This is a genomic window from Streptomyces sp. NPDC027189 (assembly GCF_055566975.1).
The window spans coordinates 651,868-666,306 of record NZ_JBVHRI010000001.1 but is presented as its reverse complement, the minus strand read 5'-3'; the positions used below and the strand labels follow the sequence as shown (position 1 = coordinate 666,306).

Annotated in this window: 18 protein-coding genes; 13 read left to right on the top strand and 5 right to left on the bottom strand. The window is 69.0% G+C overall.

The window, feature by feature from the left end:
* The first annotated feature begins 382 nt into the window (after nt 1–382).
* From ACZ4RZ_RS03040 to ACZ4RZ_RS03030, 3 genes are all read left to right on the top strand, one after another.
* On the top strand, nt 383–862 hold the full coding sequence (locus tag ACZ4RZ_RS03040) for a hypothetical protein (protein WP_467741430.1): 480 nt from the start codon (nt 383–385) through the stop codon (nt 860–862).
* Complete coding sequence (locus ACZ4RZ_RS03035) at nt 813–1,415, top strand: DUF1877 family protein (protein ID WP_467741428.1); 603 nt, start codon at nt 813–815, stop codon at nt 1,413–1,415. The genes ACZ4RZ_RS03040 and ACZ4RZ_RS03035 overlap by 50 nt, the downstream gene beginning before the upstream one ends.
* A 68-nt stretch (nt 1,416–1,483) precedes the next feature.
* A complete protein-coding gene (locus ACZ4RZ_RS03030; protein WP_467741426.1) occupies nt 1,484–1,954 on the top strand; it encodes a DUF5959 family protein in 471 nt (156 codons plus the stop codon).
* 83 nt (nt 1,955–2,037) lie between these two features.
* Here ACZ4RZ_RS03030 and ACZ4RZ_RS03025 read toward each other — a convergent pair whose 3' ends face one another.
* Entirely contained in the window at nt 2,038–2,601 is a 564-nt protein-coding gene (locus tag ACZ4RZ_RS03025; RefSeq protein ID WP_467741424.1) for a hypothetical protein, read from the bottom strand.
* A 156-nt stretch (nt 2,602–2,757) separates the two neighbouring features.
* On the opposite strand from ACZ4RZ_RS03025, the gene ACZ4RZ_RS03020 reads away from it, so the two are divergent.
* The 5 genes from ACZ4RZ_RS03020 to ACZ4RZ_RS03000 all read left to right on the top strand — a co-directional run bounded on the left by ACZ4RZ_RS03020 (nt 2,758) and on the right by ACZ4RZ_RS03000 (nt 6,884).
* Entirely contained in the window at nt 2,758–3,714 is a 957-nt protein-coding gene (locus tag ACZ4RZ_RS03020; protein WP_467741422.1) for a hypothetical protein, read from the top strand.
* A 51-nt stretch (nt 3,715–3,765) separates the two neighbouring features.
* The gene (locus ACZ4RZ_RS03015; RefSeq protein WP_467741420.1) at nt 3,766–4,479 is read left to right on the top strand and encodes a hypothetical protein; all 714 of its coding nucleotides are present in this window, start codon (nt 3,766–3,768) and stop codon (nt 4,477–4,479) included.
* A 50-nt stretch (nt 4,480–4,529) separates the two neighbouring features.
* Nucleotides 4,530–5,873, top strand: a complete 1,344-nt coding sequence (locus ACZ4RZ_RS03010) for a hypothetical protein (RefSeq protein ID WP_467741418.1) — start codon at nt 4,530–4,532, stop codon at nt 5,871–5,873.
* Nucleotides 5,842–6,324: an SUKH-4 family immunity protein gene (locus tag ACZ4RZ_RS03005; protein ID WP_467741416.1), complete on the top strand. Its 483-nt coding sequence runs from the start codon at nt 5,842–5,844 to the stop codon at nt 6,322–6,324. The genes ACZ4RZ_RS03010 and ACZ4RZ_RS03005 overlap by 32 nt, the downstream gene beginning before the upstream one ends.
* Nucleotides 6,325–6,452: 128 nt before the next feature.
* Complete coding sequence (locus ACZ4RZ_RS03000) at nt 6,453–6,884, top strand: hypothetical protein (protein WP_467741414.1); 432 nt, start codon at nt 6,453–6,455, stop codon at nt 6,882–6,884.
* 29 nt (nt 6,885–6,913) lie between these two features.
* On the opposite strand, the gene ACZ4RZ_RS02995 is transcribed toward ACZ4RZ_RS03000, so the two are convergent.
* Both ACZ4RZ_RS02995 and ACZ4RZ_RS02990 read right to left on the bottom strand, forming a co-directional pair.
* Complete coding sequence (locus ACZ4RZ_RS02995) at nt 6,914–7,147, bottom strand: DUF397 domain-containing protein (RefSeq protein WP_467741412.1); 234 nt, start codon at nt 7,145–7,147, stop codon at nt 6,914–6,916.
* The gene (locus ACZ4RZ_RS02990; protein WP_467741410.1) at nt 7,134–7,958 is read right to left on the bottom strand and encodes a helix-turn-helix domain-containing protein; all 825 of its coding nucleotides are present in this window, start codon (nt 7,956–7,958) and stop codon (nt 7,134–7,136) included. Before ACZ4RZ_RS02990 ends, ACZ4RZ_RS02995 begins: the two co-directional genes overlap by 14 nt.
* Before the next feature lie 450 nt (nt 7,959–8,408).
* Between ACZ4RZ_RS02990 and ACZ4RZ_RS02985 the strand changes: the two genes are divergently transcribed.
* Nucleotides 8,409–9,353 carry a hypothetical protein gene (locus tag ACZ4RZ_RS02985; RefSeq protein WP_467741408.1) on the top strand — a complete coding sequence of 315 codons (945 nt, stop codon included), beginning with the start codon at nt 8,409–8,411 and terminating at the stop codon, nt 9,351–9,353.
* Nucleotides 9,354–9,366: 13 nt separating this feature from the next.
* Here ACZ4RZ_RS02985 and ACZ4RZ_RS02980 read toward each other — a convergent pair whose 3' ends face one another.
* Both ACZ4RZ_RS02980 and ACZ4RZ_RS02975 read right to left on the bottom strand, forming a co-directional pair.
* The gene (locus tag ACZ4RZ_RS02980) at nt 9,367–10,608 is read right to left on the bottom strand and encodes a DUF4241 domain-containing protein (protein WP_467741406.1); all 1,242 of its coding nucleotides are present in this window, start codon (nt 10,606–10,608) and stop codon (nt 9,367–9,369) included.
* Nucleotides 10,609–11,030: 422 nt separating this feature from the next.
* Nucleotides 11,031–11,387: a hypothetical protein gene (locus ACZ4RZ_RS02975; RefSeq protein WP_467741404.1), complete on the bottom strand. Its 357-nt coding sequence runs from the start codon at nt 11,385–11,387 to the stop codon at nt 11,031–11,033.
* Between ACZ4RZ_RS02975 and ACZ4RZ_RS02970 the strand changes: the two genes are divergently transcribed.
* The 4 genes from ACZ4RZ_RS02970 to ACZ4RZ_RS02955 all read left to right on the top strand — a co-directional run bounded on the left by ACZ4RZ_RS02970 (nt 11,371) and on the right by ACZ4RZ_RS02955 (nt 14,266).
* A complete protein-coding gene (locus tag ACZ4RZ_RS02970; protein WP_467741402.1) occupies nt 11,371–11,886 on the top strand; it encodes a L,D-transpeptidase family protein in 516 nt (171 codons plus the stop codon). The genes ACZ4RZ_RS02975 and ACZ4RZ_RS02970 overlap by 17 nt on opposite strands.
* Nucleotides 11,887–12,155: 269 nt before the next feature.
* Nucleotides 12,156–12,593, top strand: a complete 438-nt coding sequence (locus tag ACZ4RZ_RS02965; protein ID WP_467741400.1) for a hypothetical protein — start codon at nt 12,156–12,158, stop codon at nt 12,591–12,593.
* Between the two features lie 164 nt (nt 12,594–12,757).
* The gene (locus ACZ4RZ_RS02960; RefSeq protein WP_467741398.1) at nt 12,758–13,375 is read left to right on the top strand and encodes an RNA polymerase sigma factor; all 618 of its coding nucleotides are present in this window, start codon (nt 12,758–12,760) and stop codon (nt 13,373–13,375) included.
* Nucleotides 13,376–13,552: 177 nt separating this feature from the next.
* Nucleotides 13,553–14,266, top strand: coding sequence for a hypothetical protein (locus ACZ4RZ_RS02955; RefSeq protein ID WP_467741396.1), 714 nt, complete (start codon nt 13,553–13,555; stop codon nt 14,264–14,266).
* Nucleotides 14,267–14,439: the final 173 nt, after the last annotated feature.

Genomic DNA, 14,439 nt, shown 5'->3' with positions numbered 1-14,439 from the left:
CGCAGTGAGATACGAGGCCCCCGGCCCGGATGCACATTCGGGCCGGGGGCCTTTTGTGCTGCGAGTGAACACGCAGGCTGCTATGGCGAGTTCTGTCCTTCTGCGGCTCAACTGTCCGCATTGTCACCTCTGTTGACATGACCTCATCCACCTGACTAGAACTCGGCCTGCCGCAAAGGCGGTTCACAGGAAAGCAGGAAAGGCCGTTCGTTCATGACCGGCCGGGAAATGCCCCGGCTGGTGGTTCGGCGTGCCCGCATTCGGCAGGTGCGTCACGCGCACGCGAAAGGGCCGGAATGAGGGTTGCGCCGCAATAGAGAGGGCATTGGACGTGAAAGTCCGATACGGGAGAGTGATCTCCTGCCTTGTGGTGTCCGCGGTCGTGAGTACCGCGCTGCCACAATTCGCCTATGCCGCCTCGTCCACGGAGGACGACGGTGGCAAGGGTGTCGTCGATACGCTCAAGGGCTGGTTCTCGGACGACGACGGCGGAGGGCACGACAAGCCTCCGTCCCACGACGAGCTGGACATCGCCGACCGGCAGAAGCTGCCGAAGGGCAAGAACGCTCCCAAGGCCACGAGGGTCAAGGAGCTCACGAGCCGGCGTACGGCGGATGCGCGCTTCTGGCAGATGTCGGACGGCAGCGTCCAGGCGGAGTTGTCGGCGGTGCCGACGTCCTATCGCGACGGCACCGGCAAGAAGGCGGCCTGGAAGTCGATCGACACGGCGGTCCGCGACAGCGGGGCGAAGGGCTTCGAGTTCGCCAACACGACGAACGAGCATGTTCCGATCCTGCTCGGCCTGAAGGGGTGTGCCGCCGCCGGTTCCAAGGGGCCGGCGGCGGCACATCCCTCCGCGTAAGCCGCTGCTAGCTTGTTCCCGTACCGCCCTTCCCCTTCCCTTCCCCTTTCCCATCGGTGGCCCATTCGTGAGTGTGACGTTCAGACTGCGGAGATTTCGACCGGAAGAATTGAACGCTCCGGTGGAAGACCTGCTGGAGATGATTCCGCTGAAATTCTCCGAGGAGGAATTCACCCGCGAATCGGAGGCCCTCGTGCTCCTCGATCTCAGAGCGGAGTGGGACGTGGTCCACGCGGCTCTGACCGGGGGAGACGGCGACACCGGGAGCATCGCGTACCAGCCCGTGATGGGCGGCGCCCTGCTCGGTCGCACAGAGACCGAGATCATGGTCTTCCTGACCCCCGACAAAGTCAGGGAAGCCGCAGACTTCACGGCAGCCCTCGATCACCAGGAACAGGTCGCCGGCAATCTCGACGTGATGGCCGACGTCCACGGAGGCGAGATCGGAGAGCGATTCGCCGCTCATCTCGCTGAGGTTCTGCGCTCATTGTCCGAGTTCTACGCAGCAGCAGCGGCAAACGGGGACGCGGTGGTCAAGGCGATCTACTCCTGAAGCATCGCCCGCGACACCCTGACCGAGGGTCGGCGACCCCACCTTTCCCAGCGAGAGTGAGGTAGGCAGTGACGGAACCAGGCGTCGTGGACCTCATCCACCTGGAGGACGCGGACGGCGGTCGCTGCATCGTGCGTGTCACCGGGCGCTCCAGGCCTGGTGTGCTGCCCGGTCACGACACCCTCCGGGCCGACGTGTTCGCATCGCCGGACTTCGTCGACGCCCGCCTGGATGTCTATGTCTTCCAGCGGGATCTCGATGCCTGGCAGCATGCCTTGACGGGTTTGGCGCCCTGGAAGGATGCGAGGATCGGCAGGGACTGCGGACTCGAACTCATTCTCCACATGCTCGACGACCGCTCCCTGGCCGTAACCCTCCACGATACCGACCGCCTCACCACGATGCTGCGGATCCGACCGGGGGAGAACTGGGTCGACGAGCACCTTCAGCGCCTTGAGCAGGTCCGGCCGACCTGGCCCAGCGAGGTTGTGGAGACAGGGCCCATGACCTACGCGTGGAGCCCCGACCGGCGCGCCTGACTCCGCGCCCTGCCGACCTGTTCAAGCGCGGGGCAGGGCACTGCTCTTGAACGCGTTGACGAAGGACGCGTGACAACGGCCGTTCAATCCTGAGGGAGATCGGGCGATTCGTCCGGAAGGTTCTCGTCGAAGCTGCCCGCGCCGAACAGATCGACGATCTCCTTGTAGTCGCCGGGCAGCCGTGTGCCGAGGTCGGCCTCGATGGCCGGCCAGTCGACGCGCGGCCCGGGTATCGGCTCCCAGCCGGTGACAATGCGCAGTTTCTCGGCCCAGGACGCGCCCTCCGGGAAGCCTGCGGTCGCCGGGTCCTCGCGGTGGGCGATCACGGCGACGGCGCGTGGCCCGTCCGGCGAGGCGACCAGGCCGCACCCGACCCAGCGGTGCCGGTAGCCCCAGCCCCGCATCTCCAGCAATGTCCCCGCCCCGAAGGGCTCGACCAAGGGCAGGCCGGTGCGTTCGGTGAGCGACGGATCGATGAACCCGCCCGCTGCCAGGTTCCGGTGCTGCCCCGCCCACTGGCTGAATTCCGGGACAAGTTCATGCAGGTCCGTGCCTTGCGGGGCCTCCACGATGATGGGTTCGTCCCGATGGGGAGGATTCCCGTTGATCCAGCGCCAGACGCTGTCGACGAACGCGTTGGTTCCCATGACCGTCAGTCAAGCCCATGCCACCGACATTCCTGGGCGGCCAAGTTCGCAGCACCGCGATGGCTCGCCAGGTTTCCTGGCGGGCCGTCTCATGTGTGTAGGTTTTGCCCACTTCGTCCGAGTGCTCGCGGTCGGCTCGGCGCCTGTTGTATAACCGTGCCGCATTCGAACTTCCCGTCCCTGCCGAAGGGGTACGTCGTGCTGCCCGGAATACGTTTCTGCCCGCGCGGGCATCGCGCCGTGGTCGTCGCGCTGGTCGCGGTCGCCGTGACCGCGAGCGGATGTTCCCGGAGTGACGGCAAGCGGAAGTCGGCGGGGCCCCACCCTTCCTCGCGGACGACGCAGGCCCAACCGGAGCCGAGCGTCACATCGCGCCCAGCGCCGAAGCCGAGGACCGCCCCGCAGTACGTCGCCCGGGCCCGGCAGACCATGGCCGCCGAGAAGGGGTGGACGTTCGCCCTGCGCGGCAGTGAGTCCGCCGTCATGCGGGGCCAGGCGCCGTCCAGCGCCACGTTCGCCGCGACCGTGCACCGCATCACCGCCCCCGAGGCGCTTCAGCAGACCGGCACGATCACCACCAGCAAGGGGGCACGCAAGTCCGAGGTGGTGTACGTCGTCGACGGCACCGGTTACGTCAAGGAGGGCGGCAAAGCGTGGAAGAAGGGGCCGCTGTCCGATCCCGACATCGCCAACGATGTCGAGGATTCCGTGGCGGAGCTGGACGCATTCGGGGCGTACGCCAAGAGTGCGAAGGTGAGGCGTACGGGGGCTGGTGGCGGTGACGTGCGGCTTCAGGTCACCGCTTCCGGCTGGCAGTTGTCGGCTGCCCGTAGCCGTCCCGCGCTGAAGAAAGCGGTGCGGGAGGTGGAGCCCGCGCTGGCTCAGTTGCGCGGCGCCGGGGTGACGGCGACCGACAGCCAGATCACGCTCAAGAGCTTCACCGAGACATGGGACCTGGATGCGACGCACGGGTACCGGCTCACGTCACACCGTTACGCGTTCACGTTTCTCGTTCCGTTCCAGGGCGGAGACATCGCGGTGAGCCAGGAGGTACGGGCGGACAACCGTGGCGTGTTCACCGGGAGCCTGGCCCTGCCGTCCGACGCGAAGTAGCTGATCCTCGGCCAGGCGGAGCTACTGCCACAGCAACCTTGAGGTGAGCGGATGTTCGAGAATGAAGTGAGCGAGATGCGGGCGGTGCTGCCTGGCTACGCGATCGACGTCGGAGCCGAGCCGTTGGACCGGCCCGCGCGGAACTCGGTGGGGGGCTGGCCCTTTCTCGACGACGGCGAGGAGTGGCCCGAGTGTTTCTGCGGTGAGCGGCTGGCGCTGTTCTTCCAGTTCGACATACCCCTGAACGTGGAGCCGTTCGGTGGAGACCACCTGTTGGTCTTCCACTGCCGCGCTCACAACGACGCGTCCGCCCCTGAGCTGACCGACGACGGTCGGCTCGTGCCCGCGTACTGGGACGCTCCGCAGCCGCCCTACCCGCGTCCGTTCTGGCGTGTGCTGCTCCAGCGCCACGCGACGCGCCCGACGCGGAATCGCGAACCGTCCGTGCGCGCCCTGCCGTTGACGCTGCGACCTCTGGCGGACACCCTCGACAGGCATGGGCGAGGAGCCCCCGGGTTCAAGGTGGGCGGTACGCCGTCCTGGGCGCAGTATCCCGAGTACTACCGGTGCGCGTGCGGCGCCGATCTGGTGTACCTCTGCCAGGTGCCGGAGGACTGGTCTTTCGACGTCCACCCCGGCTTGCCGGAGCAGCCCTACACCATCCACGCCGACACCTACCTCCTGTTCCTCGGCAACGAGGTCTATCTGCAGGCCTGCCCGGCCCACTGCGACCCGGCGGCAGTCTGGCCTGTGAACCAGAACTGACGACCGGAGCAATCCTGCATGTGCTCGGGAATGGTGTGCATCAACGGCTGATGGCTGTGAAGGTACTCATGGACGCCGCGGTTCTCGCGTCGGTCGTAGCGGCCCTCGCGCTGACCCCGCGTGCTCTGGCCCGCCTTCCCGATCCTGTCAGGGTGGCGGGCCGCTCCGTCTCCCCGGTCGTGGCACTGGCACTCGTGACCGGACTGATCTACGTCAACCAGGTGCTGTTCACGGTGTACGTGCTCCGCGTGCACGACGGGGACGTGTCGTTCATCGCGCCCTATATGCCCGCCGGGTGGTTCGACCTGGCCACGCACAACCCGGTTCTGCGCTTGCTCGCCCGCGGCTTCCCCGCACCGGAACTCCTCGCCCCCTCGGTGTTGCGGGTGCAGGCGTTCCTTGAACTCCCCTTCGTCCTGCTGGCCTTCGCCACGGTGGCGCGCTGGCTGGACCCGGGCCTGTACCGGCGGATCGCCCGGTCCGCGCTGCTGCCGCTCGCCTCCGCGTCGTACACGATCGTGTTCTGCGTCGTCGAATGGGACCTGCGCAACCCCTACACGGCCGACGACATCGCGATCCGAGCCGCCTCCGCCGTGCTCACACCACTGCTCATCGCCCGCATGGCGGCCCATGACTCCGCCGACGCCCGGCCACTGACCACCGTGCGCCTTCTGCTCTTCATCGCCTCACTGGGCGCTCTGGGGGTGCTGGTCCTCGTCGTGTACGACACGGCGTTGCTCTACAACCTGGGCAGGCTGCCAGAGCGAACTCCGCTGACCCTTGCGGACGTTGGCGCCCTCGGTGTATTCCGGCTGACGGCTGCCCGGCTTCCGGTCCGCCCTCCCGAGCCGGGGCCCGCGGTCACCTTGGTGGGGCAGGCCGTGTGCCGCTGGCTGGCCCTCTTCTTCGTTCCCGCTCTCGCGATCCGGTACGGCGTCACTTTCGGAACGCCCGCATTGGCCGCGGGCGCAGGCTCGTTGACCCTGGCGGTGGCCGGTCTGTACGCCCTGCGGGACGCGTCGACGGTGCGGGATCCTCGCCCATACCGGCCTGCCTTCAGACTGATGGCGCAGCTCGGCGGCGCCTCGCTGGTCGGCGCCGGTGCGGCGTACACGGTCGCTCGTTGGGCCGCGGGCTCGTACTACGAGGCGACGCTGCTCCTGGCGAGCGCCGCGTTCCTGGTCGCGGCGATCACGGCGTGCGGGCTCCTCGATGCGGGAAGCAGGCGCCGGGCGTCCAGTCCCTCTCGTCCACTCGGCGACCGTCATACCCACGGCAGATCGACCGACCGCAATTGCACGCCGCTTCAAGGGAGGAATTCAGATGGGTTCGGTTCATCGGATTCGATGGAGGACGGACCGGTTGTCGGACGTCTCCCACGCGGGGAGTCGTGAGTTCCTCGCGCGAGAAGGTGTTCCGGAGGCTTCGCTGGTCTTCAGCGCGGGTGATCCGAGCCGAGTGGCGGCGTGGATTCAGGGAAGTCGGAGGTATGTGGTCCTCGGTGACTACACAGAGGACGAACACTTCGTGCTCGACGCGGAGCTGGGGTCTGTCCACTTCGGCACGGGCCCGGCGGATCCCGTCTGGCCGGTCAACTCGGGCGTTCGGGAATTCGTTCGCTGTCTTGAGGTCGCGCAACGGGACTTCCCCTATTACCCGGCAGGCGCGGAGTGTGAGGAGCAGGTGCGGGTCGCGGATCGGCTCGAGGAGCTTCTGCGACGGATCGACCCTCAATCCTTCGAGGCCTATGGGGCGTTCTGGACGTCATTCGTCCACGATGTCTCCATCGGTGACTTCTCGACCGAGGACGTCGACTGGTGGTCCCCGGATTCCCCGACGGAGTGATGGCTCGCGACATCCGCCTTCCGGCGGGCGACAGTTGAGTGACCCGCGGAGTCTGTCAGTGGTGGCTTCTATCGTCTTGGCTCATGGGATTCTTTGGATCGTTCGTGGTGGCGCGAAGTGATGGAGCCGTGGCGGAGCTCCCCGCGGTGAGGCAGGCAGGGGGTGACCTGAGTTGGTCGGCTCGCGACGGGGCCTGGCAGATCGTGCAGCTCCATGGCGGTGGCAGACCTGCCGACTCGATCGTTGAGGAGACCCAAGCGCCCGTGCTCGTCGCTCACGTGTATGACAGCGATGTGGTCGCGGTGGAGGCGGAGAGCCCGAAGGGACCCAGGTGGGAGTGTGTGCTGTCGCCGCAGATGGCGATGGATTCCTACGGCGCCCCGGAGCAGGTGATCGAATGGAACGAGGCGGCACTCGAACCCGCGTTGGCCTGGGCGAGCGAGGCCGGTCGTGAACCGGACGCCGAGGCCGTGACGGCAGTCCTCTCGGCCGAGGCGGACCCGTTCGCGGAGGACCTGGTGAGGGAGCTGGCGCGGGCTCTGGGGTTCTGCTTCGCCTGACCGCGCTGACAGTACCGAGCGCTTGTGACTCAGCTGTGCTGGGGGGAGGTTGTCCTGACCGCCGTGACGAAAGCCGTCCACGCGCCGGCCGTGAAGACGACGGCCGGGCCGTGCGGGTTCTTGCTGTCGCGGACGGGGACGTGGGCGGGGAGGGAGCCGCTCACTTCGAGGCAGTCACCGCTGTCGCCGCCGCTGTAGCTGGACTTGCGCCACATGGGAACGACCGAGGCGTCGGGGATGCTCACGTGCTCACTGCTGCGCATGCTCGTATTCCTTCGCGACGGACCTGATCAGGGCCAGGGATGCGCGATGCGACAGCGCGTCCCCCAGAGCGTGATCGTATGCCGCCTGGCACTCGCGCACCACGGACGGGACCTCCAGCACTTTGCCCGTCTTCAACCCTTCTACGTACGCGACCGGCGGCAGGTCCTCGAACCACATCAGCGAGACGAAGCTCTCCATGAGGGCGTGAAAGCCCACCGAGAATGGCAGTACATGCACGCGAATACGGTTACTCTCGCCCAACTTTGCAATGTGCGTGAGCTGTTCGCACATCGCCGCCGGACCTCCGACCGGGCGCCGCAGCACCGCCTCGTCGAGTAGCGACCAGAACACCGGTGAGTGGAAGTCGTCGAGGATTCGGCCTCGTTCGAGGCGTGTGACAAGCAACTTGTCACGTTCCTCAGGGGTTTTCGGCGGGAAGCCGGAGCCGAGCACCTCGCGTGCGTACGCCTCCGTCTGCAGAACGCCCGGCACCAGCTTCGGGCCGTACACCCTGATCACCTTCGCCTGCCGCTCCAGCTTCAGGGCCTCGCCGAAGTGCTCGGCGACCTTCCCCTCCCCCAGCGTCGGCAGGAACTCCACGAAGAACCCGCTCGTCCCGAGCACCTGATCCAGCCGTCGCGCGTCCTCCACGTCAGGTCTGCGTCGCCCCGCCTCGATGTGGGCGATGTGCGAGCGCGACATGATGGCCCGCGCGCTCAGGTCCTCCTGTGTGAGCCCGGCCATCTCGCGTCGCCGTTTGAGCTCCTTGCCGTATTTCTCGCGTGACTGCGGGTTGTCCTCGATGGCCATGGCCAACTCCCCAGAGTGCAGACGCCGTTGTCACAAGCAAACCCCTACCGAGCGTAACTCCCGCCACCCCACTGTGTGATCGGAACTGCACAGAAAGTGAGAGGCGTGACTGGGGATGGATGAGGTCGAGGGTGACGAGGGTGGCGCGTACATCACGCTGCGGGTCTCGCGGGACAGTGGTCGGACCTGGGGGCCGCGGACGACGTACCAGCCCGGGCGTGAGGCGCCGCCGATCGAATCGGGCGGCCGTTTCCCGCCGTGTGCGTGCCCGAGGTGCGCCAGAGTGAAGTGACCGTGCGTGTACGGATGTTGACGTACGGTGAGCGCGACAGCTCGCCTTGTTTGCCCGTGTGGTGCGGAAAGTCGTACGGGAAATGAGGCGGCCCTCGTCGCCGGGTGCAACCAGCTTCGAGGGCCTTCATCACCAGTGGAAGCAAGGGCCACCGGAAAATGCTTCGTCATGCTATCGCGCCTGCCCGTTTCTTCACGCAGGTCTCGAACGACATCATCCGCCATCCCCGCCTGTCCTCCGATGCCGTACGGCTGTTGACCTGGCAGTTGTCGCTGCCGGAAGGTGCCGATGAGGCGTTGTCGCGAACCGCGGCGCGCGCCGGGATCGGGAAGTGCGCCTTTCTGCGTGCTAAGGGGGAGTTGAAGGCGGAGGGGTATCTGCACGAGTGGCGGGAGCAGGGGGTGCGGGGGCTGTGGTCGACCGTGCAGCTCGTGTCGAATGTGCCGCTCAGTGGGGAGGAGGCGGCGGCGTTAAGGGTCCCAGCGAAGGTGGCCGTACCGGACTCGGCTCCGACGGGCGGATCTCCGGCCGTCGGCGAGCCGACCGGTCGGGCCGTCGGTCGTCATCCAGAACCCCCCGTTCCGGAGAACACCTCCCACCATCCGGCTCCCACGGCCAAGGCCACCGCCGAGCATCAGGCCGCCGCCCGCGAACTCGTCGAGTCGCTGGGCGACTTGGACGCCCGGCTGCGCGTACCCCGCGGCATACTGCCGGAACTCGCCGCGCTGGCTGCTGAGTGGCTGGCCTGCGGACACACGGTGGCCGACGTACGGGAGCAGATTCGGCGCTGTCTGCCCGGGCGGGGGCAGTTCATCCACCGGCCTGGTGGGCTGGTGCGCTATGTGCTCCGGGAGATCCCACCCGTAGTCACTCCCGTCGCCGCGGCGTCCCCGCCGACGCCCCGGGTCGCGCAGATGCGGGAATGCGAGGGGGATCACGTACAGGCGCTTCTGTTCCGCCCCGTGGCGGACGAGGTGCTGTGCCGAGGCTGCCGTCGTGCACAGGCAGCGGATGCAGGGGGCTCCCCGGCGGTCGCGTCCGTGGCGGCGGCCGTGCGCGGCGCGGCAGCCGTGCGTGCCGTGCTCCAGCCGCTCCAGCTTTGAGTCCCTGGTCCGGTCAGTCGTTCAGCAGTTCCTGGTGGCCGAGGATCAGCATGTCGGCGACCAAGCAGGTGACCTCGCCGTCCGCGTCGCGGCCGATCCATACCGGATAGGTGCCGTCGCCCATGCCGCTCGGGTAGGCGATGAGGTTGCCGCCGGACTCCGGGTCGTCGCGGACGAGGATGCCGTCGGGATTGGCGTCCTGGACGAGGGTGTTCTCACGGCCGATGAGCCGGGCGGCCGACGCGGCGTCGACGAAGCAGCCGGTGCCGCTGTCCACGCCGAACCCGTAGAACTCGTCGTTCCTCAGGGTGCGCGGGTCCTCGTCGGGACGCAGGGCGAACTCCCAGTCCACCGTGGGCTTTTCGGAGATGAGGACGCGTGCCGCGGTGTAGTCCTCCATGTGGAGCGGCGTGCCCTCGTACTCGCTCGCGTAGGCGGCGGTCGCGATCTGCGTCGAGTAGTCACCGGGGGGTACGGCGACGGTGAAGGGCTTGCCGGGAGTGACCCAGTGTGGGTCGCAGGCGATGACCTGGCCTGTCGGGAGGCGCAGCACACCGGCGTCGATGATGCGCTCGACGGCGTACGGGCCCGCGTCGCCCTCGTACGGCGGTGAGAAGCGCGTGCCGGGCGTGAACATCTCGTCGAGGTGGCGGGGGCGCAGGGGGCTGGGCGGCTGCCAGTTCGCGGTGGCGAAGGCGGTGGCGAGGGGCGTCGGGTTCTTCTCCGGTGCCTCCTGGAGGGCGTCCGGGAACTGCCCGTCCGTCACGAGAGCCACCGTCCACTCCCAGGCGCCGAACTCGGGTGCTGGTACCCAGCGCTGTTCCTCCGGCATGTCGGCCATGGTGTGCAGCGAGCCGCCCCCGCTTCCCTGCGGTTCGGACACCTTGCGGCCGCGGCCGTCCGGGTAGAGGTCGACCCGGACCCGTCCCGCCTGCTCCGCGAACTCCGGCATGTCCTCCGTGTCGTACCGCCACCGCGCGACGTGCCGCAGGAAGAGGCGCTCGGGCTCCAGGCGCCGCAGATCGAACTCGCGGGTGCGCCGGCCCTGGTCGTCGTACGCCCAGACGCCGAAGTAGCCGTGCGCCCGGGCGATGTGCAGTACGGCGACGGGCTGCGGGCGCCCCTCCTGGCGCAGCACGACGGCGTACGGCTCGCCCGCCGCGTCCCGGGCCGTGGCCCGCTGCCTGTTCATCGGGCCGAGAACCGTACGGGACGCGGCGTCCCAGCCCTCCCCGTACGTCACATCGATGATCACGTCTCTTCCAGCGTGCTGAGGCCCGAAACAGTCACAGGCGGCCTGACGCTCACCACGGGGTGATCTCGGGCGCGAGCGGCGGCAGCGCCCACGGTTCCAAGGTGCCGTTCAGTCACTCGGTCAGGAACTGGACGGCGCCGGTGTGACAGCGGCGGATCGGTGGTCGAGACGGGCAGGGTGGGTGATTCGCCCGGAAAGATGAACATTCGCCTCAAAGGTTCCCGCGCTCGCATCTCCTCGCGAGCCTGCTATATAACCGGGCCGATTCCGCCGAGCGTGCGTCGGCCATGCCCATTTCTCCCTCGCCCGAAGGGTCATTTCGTGCTGCCTTCGTCCCATATGCGCAAGTTCTCCGTTGCTGCCGTGGCCACGGCAACGACCGGTGTGATGGTTCTGGCGTCCGCTTGCGGTCACCAAGGCGGTCAGGACGATCGCGGGGAGGGCGCGTCCGGCTCCGAGACCGTGCGGGCGGACGGGGTCGGCTCGTCCGCCTCGGCGAGCGGCTCGGCCGACGCCTCCGCGTCCCCGTCCGCCTCGGTCTCCGCCTCTGCCTCCAAGTCCCCGAAGCCCTCCAGCAGCGCGTCCGCGTCATCGGCCGGCGCCTCCCGAGCCACGGCCGGCAGCGGCCGTACGGGTACCGGCACCGGGACGGGGACGGGGTCGACCGGCGCCGCAGCCGCCGCCCCGAACTTCCCCGTGCCGGTCAGCCCCGGCGACTCGACCCAGCTCGTCACCGTCAAGTCGAACGGCTCGTACGCGACCGTGACCGCCTGGGCCAAGGGCTCCTCAGGATGGAAGGCGGTCCTCTCCGACGGTGCCGGGCGGGTCGGCTCCAACGGTGTCGTCGACGGGGCCACGAGGAAGCAGGGCACGTACACCACGCCCACCGGGACCTACACGATCACCGAGGGCTTCGGGGTCGAGGCGGGCGGGACGAGCATGCCGTACACGCGGGTCAACTCCAGCCACTGGTGGGTGGAGGACCCGCAGTCGAAGTACTACAACTCGATGCACACCGCGGAGGGCGCCGACTTCCCGCTCACCGAGACCGGCGACCGGGGCAGCGAGCACCTCGTCAACTACCCGACCCAGTACGCCAAGGCGCTCGTCATCAACTTCAACCGCTGGCCGGCGACGCCCGGTCGCGGTGCCGGGATCTTCCTGCACGTCAACGGACAGGGCGCGACGGCCGGTTGTGTCTCCGTGCCGCGCGCGACGATGGACCGCATCATGGCCTGGATCAAGCCGGGCGCGCATCCGCGCATCGCCATCGGCTGATCGCCGGGGTGGCCGCGGCACAGTCCGGCCGGCACGGCCGAGACGGTTTCTGAGCGCCCCGCGACGCGTGAAGCGCCCCAAGACACTTGAGTGAGCGGATAGTTGTACGAAACCGAGAACCTCACCCCATGACGTTCGTCACGCGCGGCACGCGTGATGTTCGGCGCCCTCGTCCCGCTGGGTCTGGTGGACCGGGACGTGACCACGCCCCGGATGTGTGCCCCCGGCGTAGGGGGTCATGTGGACATGGGGACGGGGTGCGGGGAGTCATGCAGGAGCGGACGCCGGCCGAGGTGTGGATGCGGCGGCACGCGGCACAGTTCGTGCGGCAGATCACGGCGCGGAACCGGCTGCCGTTGGACTACTCCGTGAACAGTCTGCGGGTCGTCGACTTCATCGTCGACGGGGTGCGGAAGGGGAAGTCCGAGCGGGCCGACGTACGGCACGTGCTGTTCGGGCTCGGCGCCTACGCCGGCGAGGTGCTCGTGCGGCGTGCCGGAGCGCAGTGGGTCGAGTTCGACGCCGAACAGCGGGAACTGTTCGGCCAGCCCGTCGGCGTACGGATGCCGGACGGACGCGTGTGGAACCCGCTCGGCAAGGTCGTGAAACGTTTCGAGGTCGGGGAGCGGGAGTCCGTACGGATGCTGTACCTGCAACTGCACGGGCGGGCGGCCCGGGCGGTGTCCTGCGGCCGGCGGTCCGGCTGAGCCTGACGTGGTGATGGGGCCGGACGCGGGGCTTGCTCCGGGCGAGAAGCCTGACTCGCTGTGACATTTCTGTGCTGTCCGACGCTGATGGCCATGGGGGTGCCGACACGACCGGCAGTGTCGGCAGTGCGATTCAGGCGAACTCGGTACGAACGAGGACAGTGTTGGGCCAGGGAGGGGAATCCCGCCGCGTGCAGGCGTACGACCGGGAACTGGGCGTGGCCGTCGCGCGGGCGCAGGAGGGGGACGAGGCCGCCTTCGCGGTCGCGTACCGAATCGTGCAGCCCGGACTGCTCGGGTATCTGCGCGGAATCGTCGGCGACGACGCGGAGGACGTGGCGTCCGACGCGTGGCTGGAGATCGCGCGGGATCTGGGACGGTTCCGCGGGGACGGCGCCGGCTTCCGCGGCTGGACCGCGACCATCGCCCGGCACCGGGCGCTGGACCATCTGCGGCGGCTGAAGGTACGGCCCCGCGGGACCACGATCGAACAGGACGTACTGGAGCTGCCCGGCAGGCACAGCACGCACGACGAGGCGCTGGAGTCCCTCTCCACGGAGTACGCCCTGGAGCTGGTCTCGCGGCTGCCGCGGGACCAGGCCGAGGCCGTGTTGCTGCGGGTCGTGGTCGGCCTCGACGGGCCCGCGGCGGCGCGGGTGCTGGGCAAGCGGCCGGGCGCGGTGCGCACCGCAGCCCACCGCGGCCTGAAGCGGCTCGCGCGGCAGCTCGGCGCCGAAGGTGTGACGGATGAGCGACCCCAGACGCTGGGGGAGTCGGGATGAACGGAAAGAAGTCGCCGAACGGCAGGATGCCGTCGGGCAGAGAGGGAAACGGAACCGGACATGGGTGAACGACACAGCGACGGCGGAGCCCCCGACCGTCGGGTCGCGCACCCGGCGAGTCCCGGTCCCTGGAGGGAAGAGCCCACCCCGAAGCTTCCGGGGACGCCGGATTCGCGGATGCCGGATTCGCGGACCCCGGTCCCTCAGACGCCCGCTTCGGACGTACCCGCCCTGGAAGTGCTGCTCGCCGCCGCCATGCGCGGCCGTGCGAACGACGCCGAGGCGGAGGCGCAGGCCGTCGCCGCCTTCCGTGCCGCGCGGGACGCCGGCGCGCACGCCGCGCGTACCCGGCGGAGGGACGACTGGCGGCCGCGCGAGCAGCGGCGGGTGAGTCGCTCCCTGAAGGCCACGTTCGCCGTGCTGCTGGCGAGCCTGACGCTGGGCGGGGTCGCCGTCGCGGCCATCGGTTCGTCGTCGGACGACGACACGGACGACCGGGGCAAGAGCGAGACCCGGCCGTCGAGCAGCGCCCCGGACCGGTCGGCCCCCGAGTCCACCGAGCCCGGCGTTTCCGGTTCCTCCGCCCCCGGGCGGGCCCCTGACGCCCACCCCTCCCAGGCTCAGGACACCGAGGCCCACTGCCGCGCGTACGAATCGGTCAGGGATCGGGGCAATGCGCTGAACTCGACGGCCTGGCAGCAGCTGATCAACGCCGCGGGCGGCGAGGAGAACGTCGCGGCGTACTGCGCCGAGCAGTTGGGTGAGGACACCGAGCCCGCGAACGGGAAAACGAAGAACGCGGACAGCACGCCGAGCCCGGCCGCCACGTCCGCGGCCACCCCGGCGTCGTCACCGACGCCGAAGCCGACGAAGTCCAAGGGCAAGCCGTAGAGCCACAGGCCGGTTCCAGGAAAGTCGCGCCGGAGGGCCCCTTCGGCGCGTCCATGCGCGCCCTTCGCCCTCGCCGATGGCAACGGCCGGGGCCGCCACCCCCCACAGGAGAGGCCCCGGCCGTCGCGCGGCACGGGCCGCGCGGCGGCCCGTACTTTCTACAGCGCCGCGGC

Bases quoted from the DNA above. Each gene is read 5' to 3' on its own strand.
- ACZ4RZ_RS02965 (WP_467741400.1), top strand. From the start codon at position 12,156: ATGCAGGAGCGGACGCCGGCCGAGGTGTGGATGCGGCGGCACGCGGCA.
- ACZ4RZ_RS03025 (WP_467741424.1), bottom strand. From the start codon at position 2,601: ATGGGAACCAACGCGTTCGTCGACAGCGTCTGGCGCTGGATCAACGGG.
- ACZ4RZ_RS02990 (WP_467741410.1), bottom strand. From the start codon at position 7,958: ATGGCCATCGAGGACAACCCGCAGTCACGCGAGAAATACGGCAAGGAG.
- ACZ4RZ_RS02995 (WP_467741412.1), bottom strand. From the start codon at position 7,147: ATGCGCAGCAGTGAGCACGTGAGCATCCCCGACGCCTCGGTCGTTCCC.
- ACZ4RZ_RS02955 (WP_467741396.1), top strand. From the start codon at position 13,553: ATGCCGGATTCGCGGACCCCGGTCCCTCAGACGCCCGCTTCGGACGTA.
- ACZ4RZ_RS03015 (WP_467741420.1), top strand. From the start codon at position 3,766: ATGTTCGAGAATGAAGTGAGCGAGATGCGGGCGGTGCTGCCTGGCTAC.
- ACZ4RZ_RS02985 (WP_467741408.1), top strand. From the start codon at position 8,409: ATGCTTCGTCATGCTATCGCGCCTGCCCGTTTCTTCACGCAGGTCTCG.
- ACZ4RZ_RS03010 (WP_467741418.1), top strand. From the start codon at position 4,530: ATGGCTGTGAAGGTACTCATGGACGCCGCGGTTCTCGCGTCGGTCGTA.